At 69.1% G+C, this 16,364-nt stretch carries 18 protein-coding genes and 1 pseudogene; 12 read left to right on the forward strand and 7 right to left on the reverse strand.

What is annotated here, in order from left to right; all coding sequences use genetic code 11:
• A pseudogene (locus ACWGJY_RS05835) lies at positions 1–156 on the forward strand (IS5/IS1182 family transposase); the annotation flags it as partial.
• A gap of 19 nt (positions 157–175) precedes the next feature.
• Here the strand turns inward: ACWGJY_RS05835 and ACWGJY_RS05840 are convergent.
• Positions 176–625 (reverse strand): PLD nuclease N-terminal domain-containing protein, encoded by a 450-nt coding sequence (locus ACWGJY_RS05840; protein ID WP_453259551.1) that lies wholly within the window; start codon positions 623–625, stop codon positions 176–178.
• Between the two features lie 88 nt (positions 626–713).
• Here ACWGJY_RS05840 and ACWGJY_RS05845 point away from each other — a divergent pair, with 88 nt between their 5' ends.
• Both ACWGJY_RS05845 and mqnP read left to right on the forward strand, forming a co-directional pair.
• A complete protein-coding gene (locus tag ACWGJY_RS05845; protein ID WP_453259552.1) occupies positions 714–2,174 on the forward strand; it encodes a menaquinone biosynthesis decarboxylase in 1,461 nt (486 codons plus the stop codon).
• Positions 2,171–3,073: a menaquinone biosynthesis prenyltransferase MqnP gene (mqnP, locus tag ACWGJY_RS05850; RefSeq protein WP_453259553.1), complete on the forward strand. Its 903-nt coding sequence runs from the start codon at positions 2,171–2,173 to the stop codon at positions 3,071–3,073. The genes ACWGJY_RS05845 and mqnP overlap by 4 nt, the downstream gene beginning before the upstream one ends.
• Before the next feature lie 157 nt (positions 3,074–3,230).
• Here the strand turns inward: mqnP and ACWGJY_RS05855 are convergent, their stop codons facing one another.
• Positions 3,231–3,824 carry a rhomboid family intramembrane serine protease gene (locus ACWGJY_RS05855; RefSeq protein WP_453259554.1) on the reverse strand — a complete coding sequence of 198 codons (594 nt, stop codon included), beginning with the start codon at positions 3,822–3,824 and terminating at the stop codon, positions 3,231–3,233.
• A 116-nt stretch (positions 3,825–3,940) separates the two neighbouring features.
• Here ACWGJY_RS05855 and ACWGJY_RS05860 point away from each other — a divergent pair, with 116 nt between their 5' ends.
• On the forward strand, positions 3,941–4,669 hold the full coding sequence (locus tag ACWGJY_RS05860) for a UbiX family flavin prenyltransferase (RefSeq protein ID WP_453259555.1): 729 nt from the start codon (positions 3,941–3,943) through the stop codon (positions 4,667–4,669).
• Here ACWGJY_RS05860 and ACWGJY_RS05865 read toward each other — a convergent pair.
• On the reverse strand, positions 4,666–4,800 hold the full coding sequence (locus ACWGJY_RS05865) for a hypothetical protein (protein ID WP_453259556.1): 135 nt from the start codon (positions 4,798–4,800) through the stop codon (positions 4,666–4,668). The two genes, ACWGJY_RS05860 and ACWGJY_RS05865, sit on opposite strands and share 4 nt — an antisense overlap.
• A 117-nt stretch (positions 4,801–4,917) precedes the next feature.
• Here ACWGJY_RS05865 and ACWGJY_RS05870 point away from each other — a divergent pair, with 117 nt between their 5' ends.
• The 5 genes from ACWGJY_RS05870 to ACWGJY_RS05890 all read left to right on the forward strand — a co-directional run bounded on the left by ACWGJY_RS05870 (position 4,918) and on the right by ACWGJY_RS05890 (position 9,707).
• The gene (locus ACWGJY_RS05870) at positions 4,918–5,376 is read left to right on the forward strand and encodes an Lrp/AsnC family transcriptional regulator (protein ID WP_261956973.1); all 459 of its coding nucleotides are present in this window, start codon (positions 4,918–4,920) and stop codon (positions 5,374–5,376) included.
• A 263-nt stretch (positions 5,377–5,639) separates the two neighbouring features.
• Positions 5,640–6,803, forward strand: a complete 1,164-nt coding sequence (gene mqnE / locus ACWGJY_RS05875) for an aminofutalosine synthase MqnE (RefSeq protein WP_453259701.1) — start codon at positions 5,640–5,642, stop codon at positions 6,801–6,803.
• 121 nt (positions 6,804–6,924) lie between these two features.
• Positions 6,925–7,449: an N-acetyltransferase family protein gene (locus tag ACWGJY_RS05880; RefSeq protein ID WP_453259557.1), complete on the forward strand. Its 525-nt coding sequence runs from the start codon at positions 6,925–6,927 to the stop codon at positions 7,447–7,449.
• A 92-nt stretch (positions 7,450–7,541) separates the two neighbouring features.
• Positions 7,542–7,832: a DUF4229 domain-containing protein gene (locus tag ACWGJY_RS05885; protein ID WP_453259558.1), complete on the forward strand. Its 291-nt coding sequence runs from the start codon at positions 7,542–7,544 to the stop codon at positions 7,830–7,832.
• 519 nt (positions 7,833–8,351) lie between these two features.
• Positions 8,352–9,707 (forward strand): dicarboxylate/amino acid:cation symporter, encoded by a 1,356-nt coding sequence (locus ACWGJY_RS05890; protein WP_453259559.1) that lies wholly within the window; start codon positions 8,352–8,354, stop codon positions 9,705–9,707.
• Between the two features lie 586 nt (positions 9,708–10,293).
• Here the strand turns inward: ACWGJY_RS05890 and ACWGJY_RS05895 are convergent.
• Complete coding sequence (locus ACWGJY_RS05895; RefSeq protein ID WP_453259560.1) at positions 10,294–10,938, reverse strand: SDR family oxidoreductase; 645 nt, start codon at positions 10,936–10,938, stop codon at positions 10,294–10,296.
• On the opposite strand from ACWGJY_RS05895, the gene ACWGJY_RS05900 reads away from it, so the two are divergent.
• A complete protein-coding gene (locus tag ACWGJY_RS05900) occupies positions 10,897–11,241 on the forward strand; it encodes a helix-turn-helix domain-containing protein (protein WP_453259561.1) in 345 nt (114 codons plus the stop codon). The two genes, ACWGJY_RS05895 and ACWGJY_RS05900, sit on opposite strands and share 42 nt — an antisense overlap.
• A 100-nt stretch (positions 11,242–11,341) precedes the next feature.
• On the opposite strand, the gene ACWGJY_RS05905 is transcribed toward ACWGJY_RS05900, so the two are convergent.
• Complete coding sequence (locus ACWGJY_RS05905) at positions 11,342–12,220, reverse strand: alpha/beta fold hydrolase (protein ID WP_453259562.1); 879 nt, start codon at positions 12,218–12,220, stop codon at positions 11,342–11,344.
• Positions 12,221–12,401: 181 nt separating this feature from the next.
• Between ACWGJY_RS05905 and ACWGJY_RS05910 the strand changes: the two genes are divergently transcribed.
• On the forward strand, positions 12,402–13,091 hold the full coding sequence (locus tag ACWGJY_RS05910) for a TetR/AcrR family transcriptional regulator (RefSeq protein ID WP_453259563.1): 690 nt from the start codon (positions 12,402–12,404) through the stop codon (positions 13,089–13,091).
• 98 nt (positions 13,092–13,189) lie between these two features.
• On the opposite strand, the gene ACWGJY_RS05915 is transcribed toward ACWGJY_RS05910, so the two are convergent.
• On the reverse strand, positions 13,190–13,453 hold the full coding sequence (locus ACWGJY_RS05915; RefSeq protein WP_453259564.1) for a TetR-like C-terminal domain-containing protein: 264 nt from the start codon (positions 13,451–13,453) through the stop codon (positions 13,190–13,192).
• 449 nt (positions 13,454–13,902) lie between these two features.
• Here ACWGJY_RS05915 and ACWGJY_RS05920 point away from each other — a divergent pair, with 449 nt between their 5' ends.
• Positions 13,903–15,888, forward strand: a complete 1,986-nt coding sequence (locus tag ACWGJY_RS05920; RefSeq protein ID WP_453259565.1) for an AMP-dependent synthetase/ligase — start codon at positions 13,903–13,905, stop codon at positions 15,886–15,888.
• Between the two features lie 100 nt (positions 15,889–15,988).
• Here the strand turns inward: ACWGJY_RS05920 and ACWGJY_RS05925 are convergent, their stop codons facing one another.
• Positions 15,989–16,363 carry an ATP-binding protein gene (locus ACWGJY_RS05925; protein WP_453259702.1) on the reverse strand — a complete coding sequence of 125 codons (375 nt, stop codon included), beginning with the start codon at positions 16,361–16,363 and terminating at the stop codon, positions 15,989–15,991.
• Position 16,364: the final 1 nt, after the last annotated feature.

Raw genomic sequence — 16,364 nt, forward strand, 5'->3', positions numbered from 1 at the left:
AAGGAGCGGAACACCGTCGAGCGCCTGATCAACAAGCTGAAGGCTTGGCGGGGCATCGCGACTCGATATGACAAGACGCCCGAGAGCTACCTCGCCGGCCTCCACCTCCGCGCCTCGATGATCTGGGTCAATGACCTCCTGCAGGCAACTGATTGATCACAACCACACACAGGCCCTAGCCCTTGGCGGGCGGCTGGGTGTCGTCCGGGCCGTTCGCTTCGCCTGGTTTGCCTTCTTTGCGCCGCAGTTCCTCCTCGCGGCGGCGCAGATCGGCCTCCCAGTCCTTGAGGAGCGCCTCGTCCTTCTTGTTCCCGTCCTTGTTCCCGTCCTTGTTCCCGTCCTGGAGGGAGCGGAGGAACTCGGGGTTGTCGTCCGGCGCGACGAACTTCGTGCGGTGGTTGCGGTGCCCTTGCGCGGGGGAGCCGTCGCCGGTGACCGGACGCCGCTGCTTGCCCGCGAACAGCCAGGCGACCGGGCCGACCAGCACTTCACCGAAGAGCAGGATGACCAGCACCCAGACGACCTTGGGCAGACCGCGCACCTGGGATTCGGGGGTGTTCAGGCAGTCGATGAATGCGTAGATCCACAGTGCCAGCACCAGGAGGAACGGCAGATACCTGAGCATTGCGGAACGGGCCCCCTGCACGCGACGGCGGGCCCGCGGCGGGGCCCGGTGACCCGTCCAGGGTAGTGCGTACCCGATACTGGACGGCATGGCTTACGACGATCTTCGCTCGTTCCTGCGCGCGCTGGAGCGGGAAGGCGACCTCAAGCGCATCAAGGCCGAGGTCGACCCGTATCTGGAAGTCGGCGAGATCGTGGACCGGGTGCAGAAGTCCGGTGGCCCGGCGCTGCTCTTCGAGAACGTCAAGGGCTCGGCGATGCCGCTCGCCATGAATGTCTACGGCACCGACCGCCGGCTGCTGAAGGCGCTCGGCCTCAAGGCGTACGAGGACATCAGCGACAAGATCGGCGGACTGCTCAAGCCGGAGCTGCCGCAGGGCTTCGTCGGGGTGCGCGAGGCGTTCGGCAAGCTCGCGGGCATGACGCATGTGCCGCCGAAGAAGGTGAAGGCGGACAGTGCCCCCGTCCAGGAGGTCGTGCTCCAGGGCGACGACGTCGATCTGGACCGGCTGCCGGCGCTGTTCACCTGGCCCGAGGACGGCGGCTCCTTCTTCAACCTGGGGCTGACGCACACCAAGCACCCCGAGACCGGCGTGCGCAACCTGGGCCTCTACCGCCTGCAGCGCCACGACAAGCGCACCATCGGCATGCACTGGCAGATCCACAAGGACAGCCGCAACCACTACCAGGTCGCCGCCAAGCGCGGGGAGAGGCTGCCGGTCGCCATCGCCTTCGGCTGCCCGCCGGCCGTGACGTACGCCTCGACCGCCCCGCTGCCCGGTGACATCGACGAGTACCTCTTCGCGGGCTTCCTCCAGGGCAAGCGGATCGAGATGGTCGACTGCAAGACCGTGCCGCTTCAGGTCCCGGCGCATGCCGAGGTCGTCATCGAGGGCTGGCTGGAGCCGGGCGAGATGCTGCCCGAGGGCCCGTTCGGCGACCACACCGGTTTCTACACGCCGCAGGAGCCGTTCCCGGCGCTGACCATCGACTGTGTGACGATGCGTAAGCGGCCGCTGCTCCAGTCGATCGTCGTGGGGCGTCCACCGACGGAGGACGGGCCGCTGGGCCGGGCGACGGAGCGGTTCTTCCTGCCGCTGCTCAAGATCATCGTCCCGGACATCGTGGACTACCACCTGCCGGAGTCCGGCGGTTTCCACAACTGCGCGATCGTCTCGATCGACAAGAAGTACCCCAAGCACGCCCAGAAGGTCATGCACGCCATCTGGGGCGCGCACATGATGTCGCTGACCAAGCTGATCGTGGTCGTGGACGCGGACTGCGATGTGCACAACCTCCACGAGGTGTCCTGGCGGGCGCTGGGCAACACCGACTACGCCCGCGACCTCACGGTCGTCGAAGGTCCCGTCGACCATCTCGACCACGCCTCCTACCAGCAGTTCTGGGGCGGCAAGGCGGGCATCGACGCGACGGAGAAGTGGCCCGAGGAGGGCTACACGCGAGACGGCGGCTGGCCTCACATGGTCGAGTCCGACCCGCGGACGGCGGCGATGGTCGACCGCCGCTGGAAGGAGTACGGACTCTCGTGAGCAGCGCATCCGCGGCAGTTCCGCAGCCGGGCCGCACCAAGGCCTTTCTGCGCCTCGTGATGATCGAGCACTCGGTCTTCGCACTGCCCTTCGCCTATATCGCCGCGCTGACCGCGATGTACGAGGACGACCGGCACCTCCAGTGGGGCCGGCTGCTGCTCGTCACCGTCGCCATGGTCGGCCTGCGGACGTTCGCGATGGCCGCGAACCGGATCATCGACCGCGAGATCGATGCCCGCAATCCGCGCACCGCGCAGCGGGAGCTGGTCACCGGCGCAGTGTCGGTGAAGTCGGCATGGACGGGCGCGCTGATCGCGCTCGTCGTCTTTCTGGGCGCGGCGGCGCTGCTCAACCCCCTGTGCCTGGCGCTCGCGCCCGTCGCGGTGGTGCCGATGGTGGTCTATCCGTACGGCAAGCGGTTCACGAACTTCCCGCAGGCGATCCTGGGCCTCGCCCAGGCGATGGGGCCGATCGGCGCCTGGCTCGCGATCACCGGGTCCTGGTCGTGGGAGGCGGTGATCCTCGGCCTCGCGGTCGGCGTGTGGATCGGCGGATTCGACCTGATCTACGCCTGCCAGGACGTGGCGACGGACCGTGAGGCCGGTGTGAAGTCGGTGCCGGCCCGGTTCGGCATCCCGGCCGCGATCTGGGGGGCGCGCGGCTGTCACCTCGTCACGACGGGGCTCTTCGTCTGGTACGCGGTGGCGACCGGCGCGGGCGTGTTCTTCTGGCTGGGTCTGGTGATCGTGGCGGCGGCCTTCCTGTACGAGCACACGATCGTGAAGCCGCACGACCTGAGCCGACTGAACCGGGCATTCTTCCAGGTCAATGGGTTCATCGGGATTGCGCTCTTCGTCTGTGCGCTGCTGGACCTGCTGGTGCGCGGGCTGACGGCCTGAGCGGCTGGTGGCCTGAGGGACTGACGGCCTGAGGCACTGACGGCCTGGGGGCCGGCAGTTGTCGCGCGGCCTGACGGTCCGGGTCCGGCGCGCCGCGCGTGTGGGGGGCGAGGCGGTGTGTTGTGGTGCGCCCCCGCGGCTCCCGTACGTTCCGAGGCTAGGTGAGGGGTCCGACAGCGGGGCCGGTCACCTCGCCATGAGCGCGCTCCCGGAAGACGAAGGCCGCCAGTACTCCGCCGATCAGACCGAAGAGATGCCCCTGCCAGCTGATCTGGCTGTCGGTCGGCAGCGCGCCCCACAGGATCGAGCCGTACAGCGCGCCGATGACCAGGCCGATGCCGATGTCGAGGAGCTTGCGCTCGATGAAGCCGCGCACCAGCAGATAGCCGAAGAGGCCGAAGACGACACCGGAGGCGCCCGCGGTGTTGCTGCCCGGCGCGGCCGTGAACCAGACGCCCAGCCCGCTGGCGAGGATGATCAGCAAGGCCACGGCGAGCAGCCGGCGCACCCCGCTGCGCAGCGCGGCGACAAAGCCGAGCAGCAGCAACGGCAGGGTGTTCGCGGCGAGATGGCCGAAGCCGAAGTGCAGGAAGGCGGCGGGCACCACATCGACCAGTTCGGCGGGCTCGCGCGGCTGGATGCCGAAGCTGTCCAGGGCGCCGCCGGTGGCGACGTCGATGCCTTCCAGCAGCCAGAGCAGCGCGACCCAGCCCAGCATCAGGCAGATCGCGGGCTTCGCGCGTGAGGTCATCCGAGGCCGTCCCTTCTCGTCCCCCGGCGGGGTGGCCCTCGGCGGGGCTCCGCAAGGGGCGTACCCGTAAGAACGGCCGTGACGGGGTCCGTGGTTCCGCCGGATAGGCTCGATGCGTGGAGCCGCCGCACAACAACACGAGCAAGCAGGGCCCCGGCCGACGCCGTCCGTGGGTCGTGGGGATCTCCGGCGCGTCCGGGACGCCGTATGCCGCGTCCGTATTGCGCGGATTGCTTGCCGCCGGGGAGGCGGTGGACCTGGTCGTCAGCCGGGCGTCGCGGCTGACCCTGCTGGACGAGACCGGCATTGCGTTCCGGGACGCTCATTGGCGCGCCGACCTGCGGGAATGGCTGGCGCGCGGGGCCGATGGCGAGCCGTTGACGTTTCCGGTGACGGAGGCGGACCTGGCGGATGTGCGGTATTGGCCGGCCGGGGATCTGGCGGCCGGGCCCTCGTCGGGCTCGTATCCGGTGAAGGGGATGCTGATCGTCCCGGCGAGTACGGCGTGTGTGGCCGGGGTGGCGCTCGGGCTCTCGAAGGATCTGCTGCAGCGGGTGGCGAGCGTGACGCTCAAGGAGCGGCGGCGGCTGGTGGTCGCGGTGCGCGAGACTCCGCTGAACGGTCCGACGCTGAAGCATCTGGTGACGCTGGACGAGGCGGGCGCCGTGGTGCTGCCCGCCTCACCGGCGTTCTATGCGGGGGCGACGCACATCCAGGATCTGGTGGACTTCGTCGCCGGCCGGGTGCTCGATGCGGCCGAGGTGCCGCACGGGCTGTACCGGCGCTGGGAGGGGGAGCTGCGGGGCGGCTCCAAGGAAGCGGAGGAGGCCCCGGACGCTCGCTAGCGCTTCTTCGCTGCGGCGGCGCGGCCGAAGAGGCGGCGGGTCCGCGGTGCCGCGGCCTGGTGGGCACGTGAACGATTGGCCTGGTCCTGCAGCTCACGCATGCGGGCATAGGCCATCTCGATCGAGTACACGGTGACAACTCCTGATCGTCTTTGATCGTCTGAAAGATTCGCAGGGTCAAGGCCCTGTATGCCTTAGATTCTACATGCAGAACCCGAAAATGCGTAAAGATTGGAAGGCTTGAGGGCATGGACGCGGTGGATAGGCAGCTCATCCAGGCACTTCGCGAGAACGGCCGGGCCTCGTACGCGGAGCTCGGCCGGCTCGTCGGCCTCTCCGGGCCCAGCGTCACGGACCGGATCAACCGCCTCGAAGCGGCCGGTGTGATCACCGGGTACCGCGCGACGGTCGACGCCGCCTCGCTCGGCCTCGGCGTCACCGCACTGGTCGGCATCTCGCTGTCGGACGCGGCCGACCACGAGGACGTCGCGCGCCGGCTGCGCGACCTCGAGGAGATCGAGGACTGCTGGTTCATCGCCGGCGACGACTCGTACATGCTCAAGGTGCGGGTGGGCGACGTGGACGGCCTGGAGCGCACCATCCGGCGGCTGTCCGGCACCAAGGGTGTCTCCCGTACGCGCACCACGATCGTGCTCTCCACCAAGTGGGAGAACCGCGTCGGCGAACTGCCCGAAGAGGCCGAATAGCACGACGAGGCCGACGAGGCTGGATGGCCCGCGAGGCTGAAGAGGCTGGATGGGCCCGCGAGGCCGGCCGAGGCTGACGAAGCCGGCGAGGCTGAACCAGGGCGGAGGGGGGCCGGGGACGGCCGGTACCCGCCGGCGGGCGGGCGTGCGAAGGGGGCCCCGTCCGTCCCTACCACGGGGGAGTAGGCTCGGCGAAGCCCGTTTCCGGCACCGAAACGGCACCGATACGGCAGAGACTGGGAGGCGACCGGATGGCTGCGTCGATGGATGTGGGCCTCAAGCGTGAGCTGGAGGCGAAGGTCCACGCCGGGGAGCGGCTGACCCGCGAGGACGGTATCGCCCTCTACGAGTCCGACGACCTGGCGTGGCTGGGCGGCCTCGCCCACGAGGTGCGCACGCGCAAGAACGGCGACGTCGTCCACTTCAACGTCAACCGTCACCTCAACATGACGAATGTGTGCACCGCGTCGTGCGCCTACTGCTCCTTCCAGCGCAAGCCGGGCGAGAAGGACGCGTACACGATGCGCATCGAGGAGGCCGTCCGCCTCGCCAAGGCGATGGAGAACGACAACCTCACCGAGCTGCACATCGTCAACGGTCTGCACCCGACCCTGCCGTGGCGCTACTACCCGCGCTCCCTCAAGGCCCTCAAGGAAGCCCTCCCGGACGTCTCCCTCAAGGCCTTCACCGCCACCGAGATCCACCACTTCGAGACCATCTCGGGGCTGTCCGCCTCCGAGATCCTCGACGAGCTGATCGACGCCGGCTTGGAGTCGCTGACCGGCGGCGGCGCCGAGATCTTCGACTGGGAGGTGCGGCAGCACATCGTCGACCACCGCACCCACTGGGAAGACTGGTCGCGCATCCACCGCCTGGCGCACGAGAAGGGCCTCAAGACCCCCTCGACGATGCTGTACGGGCACATCGAGGAGCCCCGCCACCGCGTCGACCACGTCCTGCGGCTGCGTGAGCTCCAGGACGAGACCGGCGGCTTCCAGGTCTTCATCCCGCTGCGCTACCAGCACGACTTCGTCGACATGCAGGACGGCAAGGTCCGCAACAAGCTCCAGGCGCGCACGACGATGGCGACCGGCGCGGAGGCCCTGAAGACCTTCGCGGTCTCCCGCCTCCTCTTCGACAACGTCCCGCACGTCAAGTGCTTCTGGGTCATGCACGGCCTGCAGACCACCCAGCTCGCGCTGCAGCACGGCGCGGACGACATGGACGGCTCGGTCGTCGAGTACAAGATCACGCACGACGCGGACAACTACGGGACGCCCAACAAGCTGACCCGTGAGGACCTGCTCGACCTGATCCGCGACGCCGGCTTCCGCCCCGTCGAGCGCAACACCCGCTACGAGGCCATCCGCGAGTACCCGGGCCCGGACGCCGACCGCCGCGAATCGCCCCAGCCGATGCGCGTCTGAGCAGGCGCCTGGGCGGGCATCTGGGCGGGAATCTGAGCCAACAGGGCATCTGGGCAGGCATCTGGGCAGGCATCTGAGCAGGCAGGGGCCGCTGTCGGTGGCGGGAGTTAGGGTCCGGGTCATGAACGTGCGTTTCGACCTGGACCCTTCCGTCACCCCCGAACTCCGCGACGGGATATGTGCGTTGTGGGCCGATGTGTCCAACGCCGACGGCGCCGTCGGATTTGTGCCGCCGGTGACCGAGGACGACATCCGCCCCGAGCTGCTCCGGCACCTGGCGTCCATGTCCGAGGGCCATACCCGCCTGCTGGTGGGCCGCGCCGCGGACGGCCGGGTCCTGGCCGCGGCATTTCTGTCCCTCAACCGCCACCGCCTGATGAAGCACTGGCTGTGGGTCTACACCGTCATGGTCCACCCGTCCGTCCAGGGCCAGGGGGTCGGCCGGCAGCTGATGGCCGCGGTGGCCGACGCCGCCCGCTCCCTCGACGGCATCTCCGGCATCCGTCTCACCTGCCGCGGCGGCACCGGCATCAGCCGGTTCTACACGTCCTGCGGGTATCAGGAGGCCGGCCGGGTCCCCGGCGCGATCAAGGTCGCCGACGGCGACTTCCGGGACGACGTCACCATGTGGCTGGAGCTGGCCTGAGGTGAGCGGCGGGGGCCGCGAAGATCGCCCGAAGCGCTGTGCTTGACTGGATGCAGACCCTTTAGGTTGCCGTTGAGGAGAAGGTCCCATCCGTGAGTAGCCACAACTTCGCCACGCTCCGCTACACCACCCTTCGCATCGGCCTCTTCGTCGCCTCGTTCGCCGTGGTGTGGCTGCTGGCGTACGCGCACATCATTCCGCTCGCCGTCGGCGCCTCCAACACCGTCTGGATGCTGATGCTCGCCATCGTGATCTCCGCGCCGCTCAGCTTTGTGCTGCTGCGCAAGCAGCGGGACCGGATGTCCGAGCAGCTCGTCGCCAAGGTCGACCGGCAGCGCGAGCGCCTCGCGGCGAACGCCAGCCAGGAGGACGGACTGCAGTAACTGCAGTAGGGGACGGACAGCAGTAGGGGACGGATAGCAGGGGACAGACCGCGGTGGGGGACGGACTGCATAAAAGGCGGGCCGCGGGAAGGGCCTGGACCTTTATGTAAGACGCCTCACAGCACTCCTTCACAACAGGCGCCCGGCGCCATGGACTCCGCGCCATGGCCGGGCGCCTGTCGCGTTGTTGACGACCGGTCCGGTGCGCGGGCCTCCCCGGAACTCAAAGATTTTCTTTGGGTTCCTCAAAGTTCAAGTGTTAATGTACGTGCCATGAAGACAGCAGCCGCGCCTCCGTTCCCCATGAGCACTCCGCTCGTGGCGCGCCTGCACGTCGATCTCTGCCGCTGTATGTCCGCGGCCTGTTGCCGCCGCTGACCTCTCTCCTCAGTGGCCGGAGATCTTCTCCCTCACCCTCCGGGCGGGAGAGGCCCCCTTCGCGGCTGTTCCGCAGCCGCTCACCTTCCCGGCGCTTCTTTTCGCCGTCCCGACGTCTTATCTGTCCCCGGAGTGTGTCCGTTGTCCACGTCTGCCGAGACCGCCGAGTCTTCACCGGCCCCCCAGACCCCCAAGTCCTCCCGTATACCCAAGATCCCGTTCTGGGTGCAGATCCTGGCCGGCCTCGCCCTGGGCGTGCTGCTCGGCTGGATCGCCAAGAGCGGTGACATCGGCTGGCTCACCACCACGCTGGAGCACATCGGCGACCTCTTCGTCCAGCTGCTGAAGCTGGCCGTGGCCCCGCTGGTCTTCTTCGCGATCCTGGTGTCGATCACCAATCTGCGGCAGGTCAACAACGCCGCCCGGCTCGCCACCCGCACGCTGCTGTGGTTCATGGCCACCTCGCTGATCGCCGTCGCGATCGGCCTGGCCATCGGCCTGCTGACCCACCCCGGCGCGGGCACCGGCCTGACCCCCAAGGACGGCAAGCTCCCCGACCACGCGGGCTCCTGGATCGACTTCCTGACCGGCATCGTCCCCACCGACATCATCACGCCGTTCACCGAGCTCAACGTCCTGCAGATCGTCTTCATGGCGGCCGTCGCCGGCATCGCGGCCCTCCAGCTCGGCGAGAAGGCCGAGCCGGTCCTCACGATCAGCCGCTCCGTCCTCGAACTGCTCCAGAAGGCCCTGTGGTGGGTCATCCGCCTCGCCCCGATCGGCACCGTCGGCCTCATCGGCAACGCCATCGCGACGTACGGCTGGAACCTGATCGGCAAGTACGCGACCTTCACCGTCGACATCTACGCCGGCTGCGCCCTGGTGCTGTTCGGCGTCTACCCGCTGCTGCTGTCGACCGTCGCCAAGGTCAACCCGCTGCAGTTCTTCCGCGGCGCCTGGCCGGCCATCCAGCTGGCCTTCGTCTCCCGCTCGTCGGTCGGCACCATGCCGGTCACCCAGAAGGTCACCGAGCGCCTCGGCGTGCCGCGTGAATACGCCTCCTTCGCGGTGCCGTTCGGCTCGACGACCAAGATGGACGGCTGCGCCTCGATCTACCCGGCGATCGCCGCGATCTTCATCGCCCAGATATTCGACGTCCCCCTGGGCATCGGCGACTACGTCCTGATCGCCTTCGTCTCCGTCATCGGCTCCGCCGCCACCGCCGGTCTGACCGGCGCGACGGTCATGCTGACGCTGACCCTGTCCACGCTGGGCCTGCCCCTGGAGGGCGTCGGTCTGCTGATGGCCATCGACCCGATCCTGGACATGATGCGTACGGCCACCAACGTTGCTGGACAATCGGTATGCACGTTGCTGGTGGCAGCGCGTGAGGGGATCCTCGACCGCGATGCGTACAACGGCGCGCAGAGCATCGGCCTGAACGGGGCCACTGCTGACGACGTGGAGGAGAAGGTTCCGGCGATTGCTGCCGCATGACCTGACTTTGCCGCGTGGATGCGTCCCGACCTTCTTTGCAAGGGCGGGACGCATCCATGTCTGGTGCCGAAGGCATTCGCTCGGCCGCGGCTCGCACCGTGGGCCGGCCGCCGGCACAGACGCACGGCTTGGCGGTGGTGGGCAGGTGGGGCCGGCGGAGCGGCACCAGGTGCTGGGGGTGCACCTGCTGGACCCAGTCTCGGGGCAGAACAGCCAGGCTGCGGCCAGGACGAAACGCAGGCCACCCTCGAAGTCAAGGTAGTTGTCCGGTGAGAGGCCCTCGTCCTTCCCTTCAGTGCGCCATTGCCTGAAGAACACCGGCAGCTCACGCTCGGACCATGCCGGTTTACTGCTCCTGACGGGATCTCCCAGGGGAACGCGGCGCGCACTGACCTCGATGGGCGCACGAAGACTCCCCACCGGGCCGCCCGCGCAGGAGGCGCCCCCTGCCGGGGTACCCAGATCACGGCGCACACCCTGACCGCGCCCCGCTACTGTGACGCGAGCCGCGGACGCCATCTGTCATCGAGCGGGATCTCCGCCGCTGCTTTCGCAACTCGTATCCGAAACCAGCTCATCCCGGCCATCAGACCGTCTTGATGACCCCACCGTCGACGAGGATGTCGCTTCCGGTGATGGCACCCGCCCGCGGAGAGGCGAGGAACACGATCGTCGCCGCGACCTCCTCCGGCTCGATGATCCGGCCGATGCTGATGCCCGCGTCCTGCGGGAGACCGGCGAGCAATTCGTCCTGCCCGATCCCGCGCGACCGCGCAAGGGCGCCGGCGAGACTGTCCGCGTCCGTCCAGTTCCTCGTGCGCGTCGGCCCGGGGCTGACCGTCACCGCGCGCATCCCGTGTGAGGCGTACTCCTCGGAGAGCGCCTTGGTGAGATTGGTCAGTCCGGCCTTGGCGACGCCGTAGTCGATCGGCGGGTGGGCGATCCGGGCCCCGATCGAGGAGACGTTGACGATCACTCCGCCGCGGCGCAGCAAGGACGGCACGAAGGACCGGGTGACGCTGACAGCGCTGAGCAGGTTGAGTTCAAGGGTACGGACCCAGGCGGCGTCGTCGATCGTGGCGAATCCGCCGAGGTGGCTCGGGTCGTCGTCTCCGGGTGCGAGGCCGCCGGCGTTGTTCACGAGCAGGTCGAGACCCTCCTCAATCTGCTGCGCGTCTTCGACGCGCTCATGGACACCGGCAGCGTGTCCGCGGCGGCGGAGCGCCTGCATCTGTCGGTGCCGGCGACCAGCCGCGCTCTGGGGCGTCTGCGGCGGGCCCGCATGAGCTTCCGCTCGCGCTGCCGAGCCTGCCGGTCGACCAACGGTGGCACGCTCGCGTGGACGGTGACTACCCGTCACAGTGGCTCCGGAGCCATGCCGCGGCAGCTCTCGAAGGGGTCCCGTCCCGTCGTTCGGTGTAGCGGTTCCACATCCGACGGCACCGCTCGCGCACCAACTCGATCCGGGTCTCCGGCGTGGGCATCGCCGGAACCGCCATGGCCTACTGGCTGGAGCGGTACGGCTTTCGTGTGACCGTCGTCGAACCCGCACGGCAACTGCGTGCCGGTGGGCAGGCGGTTGCCGTGCGGGGCAGCGAGCTTGGCGGTGTGGAGCGGACGGGTGGCTTTGGACGTCAGTGCTTCGTTGCTCCCGTATGGCTCAGGATCGCCGTGGTCAGCGGCTCCCATACGGCGGGCGGCAGCGCATGGCCCATCCCCGGGATGTCGGCGACGGACGCGCCACGGATGCACTGTGCGAGGTGCTGGGGGTGCGGCGGCGGGAAGACCGGCTCGGCGGGCGCGCAGATCACGAGCGTCGGCACCTCGTTCCGCGCGAGCCGGTCCGTACGGAGCATGCCGTCGTGCTCCGCACGCCCGTGCGCGGTGCTCGTGCGGTGGTGACCGGTGTGCTCGATGACGCGGTGTTCAAGAGTGCGGAAAGAGTCGGTGTCGAAGGGAAGTTGGTCACCGGCGAGTACCCGCCAGTGTTCGATCCGGCGCTGCATCTCGGCCTCCCGGCCATGGTCCTCGACCGGACGGGCCCATAGCTCCAGGACCTCGGGCGCGATGCCCGGCAGCTCGTCGACGGGGACCGTGCTGCCGTCGGGGCGGGTGTACGGGGTGCTGCTGAGGGCGCTGGTGCCGATGAGAGTGGCGCTGAGCAGTCGGTCGGGGTGGTCGGCGAGCACCATCTGGGCCAGCATGCCGCCCAATGACATGCCGACGACATGAGCCCGGCCGACTCCCAGCCCGTCCAGGACCGCGATCACGTCAGCGGCGAGATCGGCGATCCGATAGGGCGCTTCCTCGAAGGGCCAGGTGGAGCGGCCGGTGTCGCGGTGGTCGTAACGGATGACCCGGTGGTGCGCGGCAAGCGCGTCGACCAGGGGATCCGGCCAGCTGACTCCGCTTGCGCGGGCGCCCATGATCAGCAGCAAAGGGGCTGCATCGGCGGCGCCGCGCTGCTCGGTCCAGAGGCGGATGCCGGGAGCGGCGTCGATGAACTGCTGCATGGGGGCTGCCCTCCAGGGGTGTGGTCGCAGGGGCATTGCAGTGGTCGCAGGATTATCGCGTTGGTTCGGAACGAGACGTATCGTCTCGCTGCCAACAGGAACGCGTCAAGAGGGGAGGGGCAGGGAGCGAAGATCGTAAACTTACTTTGCAGTAAAGGGGCGGGATGGAGGGGCATTCAGGGTGGGAGCTGTGAAGAGCAAGCGGGTGCCGCGTGCTGTCCGGGAGCAGCAGATGCTGGACGCCGCGGTGCTGACGTTCGCACGGCGTGGTTATCGGGCGGCCTCGATGGATGAGATCGCCGAGGCGGCCGGGGTCTCCAAACCGCTGGTCTATCTCTACCTGAATTCGAAGGAAGACCTGTTCAGCATGGTGATCCGGCGGGAGTCGGCGGCGCTGGTGGCGGCCGTGACGGCGGCGGTCGAGCCGGAAGGGACGGCCGACCAGCAGCTGTGGAGCGGTCTGAAGGGGTTCTTCGCGCACACCGCCGAGCACCCGGACGGCTGGGCCGTACTCCATCAGCAGGCGTGGACGCACGGTGAGCCGTTCGCCCGCGAAGCGGCCGCGATGCGGGCGGAAATCGTCGCATTCGTCCAGGAGTTGATCGGTGCGGCTGCAAAGGAAGCGGGCTGTGCCGGCGAACTGGCCGAACGAGAGGTCGCCGGGCTCGCCCATGCCCTGGTCGGCGCGGCCGAGTCACTCGCCGAGTGGGCCAATGTCCGTACGGACGAGGGGATTTCGGGCGAGCGCGAGTATCCCTCGGCGAAGGACACGGCGGCCACGATGATGAACTTCGTCTGGGCGGGCCTCGGCCGGCTGACGGGCGGCGAACGGTGGGCGCCCGGCAGGACTGTGAAGGCAGGCCCTAGCTGAAGGCAGGCCCTAGCTGAAGGCAGGCCCTAGCTGAAGGCAGGCCCTAGCTGAAGGCAGGCCCTAGCTGAAGACAGGTCCTGACTGAAGACAGGTCCTAGCTAGGGAGTCGGCCCTGCGCAGTAGTGGGCGACCAAGGGGAGGAAGACCTGGTCCACCACTTCGATGAGGGTGGCTTCCGGCGGGGTGCGGTGGGTGATCAGGACTTCGCCGACCGCGAGGGCGAAGGGCAGGGCGGCCACCCGGGCGGGGAGGCGGGACGGATCGAGTTCCCCGCGCCGCGCTGCCCGGTCGAGGACGGGTGCCATCGCCTCCCGGCCGGCTTTGCCGGTGCATTCCTCCACCACGAGCGGAACAGGGGACACCGGACCCGGAACGGACCGGCCGGCGGCAGCGGGAAGGCGCGAGCGCTCATCGGCCGGGCGGCGAGCGGGAGGTCGGGGGTGTGCGGGAGGCCCAGGGTGTACGGGAGGCCGGGGGTGTGCGGGTCAGCCTCCACCCGGCGGAACGGGGTGGCGGCCGCAACGGTGGGCAAGGGGGCGGCCGGCTCAGGAATTGGTGAGACGAAGGTGGTCATCGGGCATTGGCCAACTCCTGGTCCTCGCGTACTTTTACTTCAAAGTAAGGTTACTGTCGGGTCAGGAGCTGGGTCGAGGAAGAGTCCCACGGATTCCCTCGCCGGGGACGAGCCGTCCGCCACCGGTCGCGACTGCCGTCCCCGTGCTGCCGCAACTCGACCGGTCCCAGCGGATGTTCGGACACGACGACGACGCCGATGCTCCCCGCACTCCACAGGAGAAACGAGGACCCGCTCGTGTTCAGCCAGGAAAGTGCAGCCGCCGGATCACCCGCCGCCCCAGCCAACGCCTCCGCCACCCCTGCACCGCACCCCGCTCCAGCCCCCATCCCCACCCGCGCCCTCGCCCCCACCCTCGTAGAGCCACAAAAGAGCCTGGTCAACGGCACCGTCCGAGGGGTCTACGTCCCCCCACTCGCCCCGCCCGTACACAGCGGCTCGCTCGGTGACATCCCCTTCACCAACGCCATCGAGGCCCCCGCCGACATCGTCCTGGCCCGCAAACAACCCAGCGGCACCTGGCGTGACATCTCCGCCGCGGAATTCGCCGTCGAGGTGCGGGCGGTCGCCAAGGGTCTGATCGCGCACGGCCTCCGCCCCGGCGACCGGCTCGCGATCATGGCCCGTACGACCTACGAGTGGACCCTCATCGACTTCGCCGCCTGGGCGGCCGGCCTGGTCACCGTCCCCCTCTACCCCACGTCCTCCGCCCGCCAGGCGCAGTGGATCCTGCACGACTCCGGTGCCCGCGCCTGTGTCGTGGAGAACGTCAACGAGACCCGTCTGATCAGCGGTCTGCGCGCCGAACTCCCCGGCCTCGACCACCTCTGGCAGTTCGATACCGGCGCCGTCTCCCAGCTCGTCGCCACCGGCCGCGCCCTGCCGGACTCGGTGGTGGACGAGCGCCGTGCCGCCGTGGGCCCTTACGACCTCGCCACCCTCATCTACACCTCCGGCACCACCGGCCGCCCCAAGGGCTGTGCCCTCACCCATGCCAACTTCTTCGCCGAGGTCGACAACTCCGTCGAACTCCTCCACCCCGTCTTCACATCGGTCAGCGAGGAGCCCGCCGCCACCCTCCTCTTCCTGCCCCTCTCACACGTCTTCGGCCGGATGGTCGCCGTCGGCTGTCTGCGCGCCCGGGTCCGTCTCGGCCACGCCCCCAGCATCCGGACCGACGACCTGCTCGCCGACCTGGCAGGCTTCCGGCCGACCTTCCTCCTCGCCGTCCCGTACGTCCTGGAGAAGGTCTACAACACCGGCCGCGCCACCGCGGAGAAGATGGGCCGCGCCTCCTCCTTCGACCGCGCGGCCCGCATCGCCCGCTCCTACGGTGAGGCCGTCGAGGCCAAGGAGCACGGGACGGGCGCCGGCCCCGGCGTCGCCCTCAAAGCCGCCCGCAAGCTCTACGAACCGCTCGTCTACCGCCGTATCCGCGCCGCCCTCGGCGGCAGGGTCCGCTACGTACTCTCCGGCGGCTCACCCCTCGGCCACCGGCTCGCCGCCTTCTACACCGGTGCCGGCATCGAGATCTTCGAGGGCTACGGCCTGACGGAATCCACCGCCGCCGCCACCGTCACCCCGCCCCTCCGCCCCCGGATCGGCACGGTCGGCTGGCCGATTCCCGGCAGCGCCGTACGCATCGCCGACGACGGCGAGGTCCTGCTTCACGGCGGCCACATCTTCTCCGGCTACTGGGACGCGGCCATCGGCGCGGCCCGCCCCGTCACCGAGCAGGGCTGGCTCGCCACCGGTGACCTCGGCGCCCTCGACGCCGACGGCTACCTCACGATCACCGGCCGCAAGAAGGAGATCATCGTGACCACGGGCGGCAAGAACGTCGCCCCCGTCCCCCTGGAGGACCGCCTCCGCTCGCACCCCCTCGTCGGCCAGTGCCTGGTCATCGGCGACAACCGCCCCTACATCACCGCACTGATCACCCTGGAGCCGGACGGCCTGGCCCACTGGTGCCAGATGCATAAGAAACAGGACATCCTGCCCCGGCAGCTGGTCCACGACGAGCACCTGCTCGCCGACATCCAGCGCGCCGTCGACGACGCCAACGAACTGGTCTCCCGCGCCGAATCCATCCGCCGCTTCGCCGTCCTCCCGGTGGACTTCAGCGAGGAAACCGGATATCTCACCCCGTCCCTGAAGCTCCGCCGCGCCGCCGTCGCCCGCGATTTCGCCAAAGACATAGCGGGCCTTTACGAAAGCAGGTGACTCCCGCTCTGGAGACGGCGCCCTCGGCGCGTCAAACTGGAACCCCCGTGTCACCTCTGTGGGGGAGGTGGCACGGGGTCTGACGTGCGTTGTTGCGGTGCTACGTCCCGCTGAGTTCGCACCAGACGGTCTTGTGTCCGATTTCTTGCCGCACACCCCACCGCAGCGAGACGGCTTCGATCAGCGCCATACCCCGCCCGCACTCGTCTTCGCCGGTCGCCCGCAGCCGTACGGGGAGCGCCCGCGGGTCGGGGTCGGTGACCTCCACCCGGGTGTGACCGCCGGCCTCGCCGCTGATGTGGACGACGACCGGGGTGCCCTCCCCGACGTGCCGGATCACATTGCCGAGTATTTCGCTGACGCAGAGCTGGATCTCGGCGCACGAGTCGCCCAGGTGCTCGCGCACGGTGCGCCGCAGCGCGGGCACTTCCTTGGGTAAGGCCAGCAGCTTCAGCGTGAGCGGCTCGGAAGACATG

It is taken from the genome of Streptomyces sp. NPDC054765, from assembly GCF_053612065.1.

Excerpts from the sequence above, each read along its gene's own strand:
- ACWGJY_RS05840 (WP_453259551.1), bottom strand. The coding sequence starts at position 625 with ATGCTCAGGTATCTGCCGTTCCTCCTGGTGCTGGCACTGTGGATCTAC.
- ACWGJY_RS05845 (WP_453259552.1), top strand. The coding sequence starts at position 714 with ATGGCTTACGACGATCTTCGCTCGTTCCTGCGCGCGCTGGAGCGGGAA.
- ACWGJY_RS05855 (WP_453259554.1), bottom strand. The coding sequence starts at position 3,824 with ATGACCTCACGCGCGAAGCCCGCGATCTGCCTGATGCTGGGCTGGGTC.
- ACWGJY_RS05870 (WP_261956973.1), top strand. The coding sequence starts at position 4,918 with ATGGACGCGGTGGATAGGCAGCTCATCCAGGCACTTCGCGAGAACGGC.
- mqnE (WP_453259701.1), top strand. The coding sequence starts at position 5,640 with ATGGATGTGGGCCTCAAGCGTGAGCTGGAGGCGAAGGTCCACGCCGGG.
- ACWGJY_RS05880 (WP_453259557.1), top strand. The coding sequence starts at position 6,925 with ATGAACGTGCGTTTCGACCTGGACCCTTCCGTCACCCCCGAACTCCGC.
- ACWGJY_RS05900 (WP_453259561.1), top strand. The coding sequence starts at position 10,897 with ATGGACACCGGCAGCGTGTCCGCGGCGGCGGAGCGCCTGCATCTGTCG.
- ACWGJY_RS05895 (WP_453259560.1), bottom strand. The coding sequence starts at position 10,938 with ATGCAGGCGCTCCGCCGCCGCGGACACGCTGCCGGTGTCCATGAGCGC.
- ACWGJY_RS05905 (WP_453259562.1), bottom strand. The coding sequence starts at position 12,220 with ATGCAGCAGTTCATCGACGCCGCTCCCGGCATCCGCCTCTGGACCGAG.
- ACWGJY_RS05925 (WP_453259702.1), bottom strand. The coding sequence starts at position 16,363 with ATGTCTTCCGAGCCGCTCACGCTGAAGCTGCTGGCCTTACCCAAGGAA.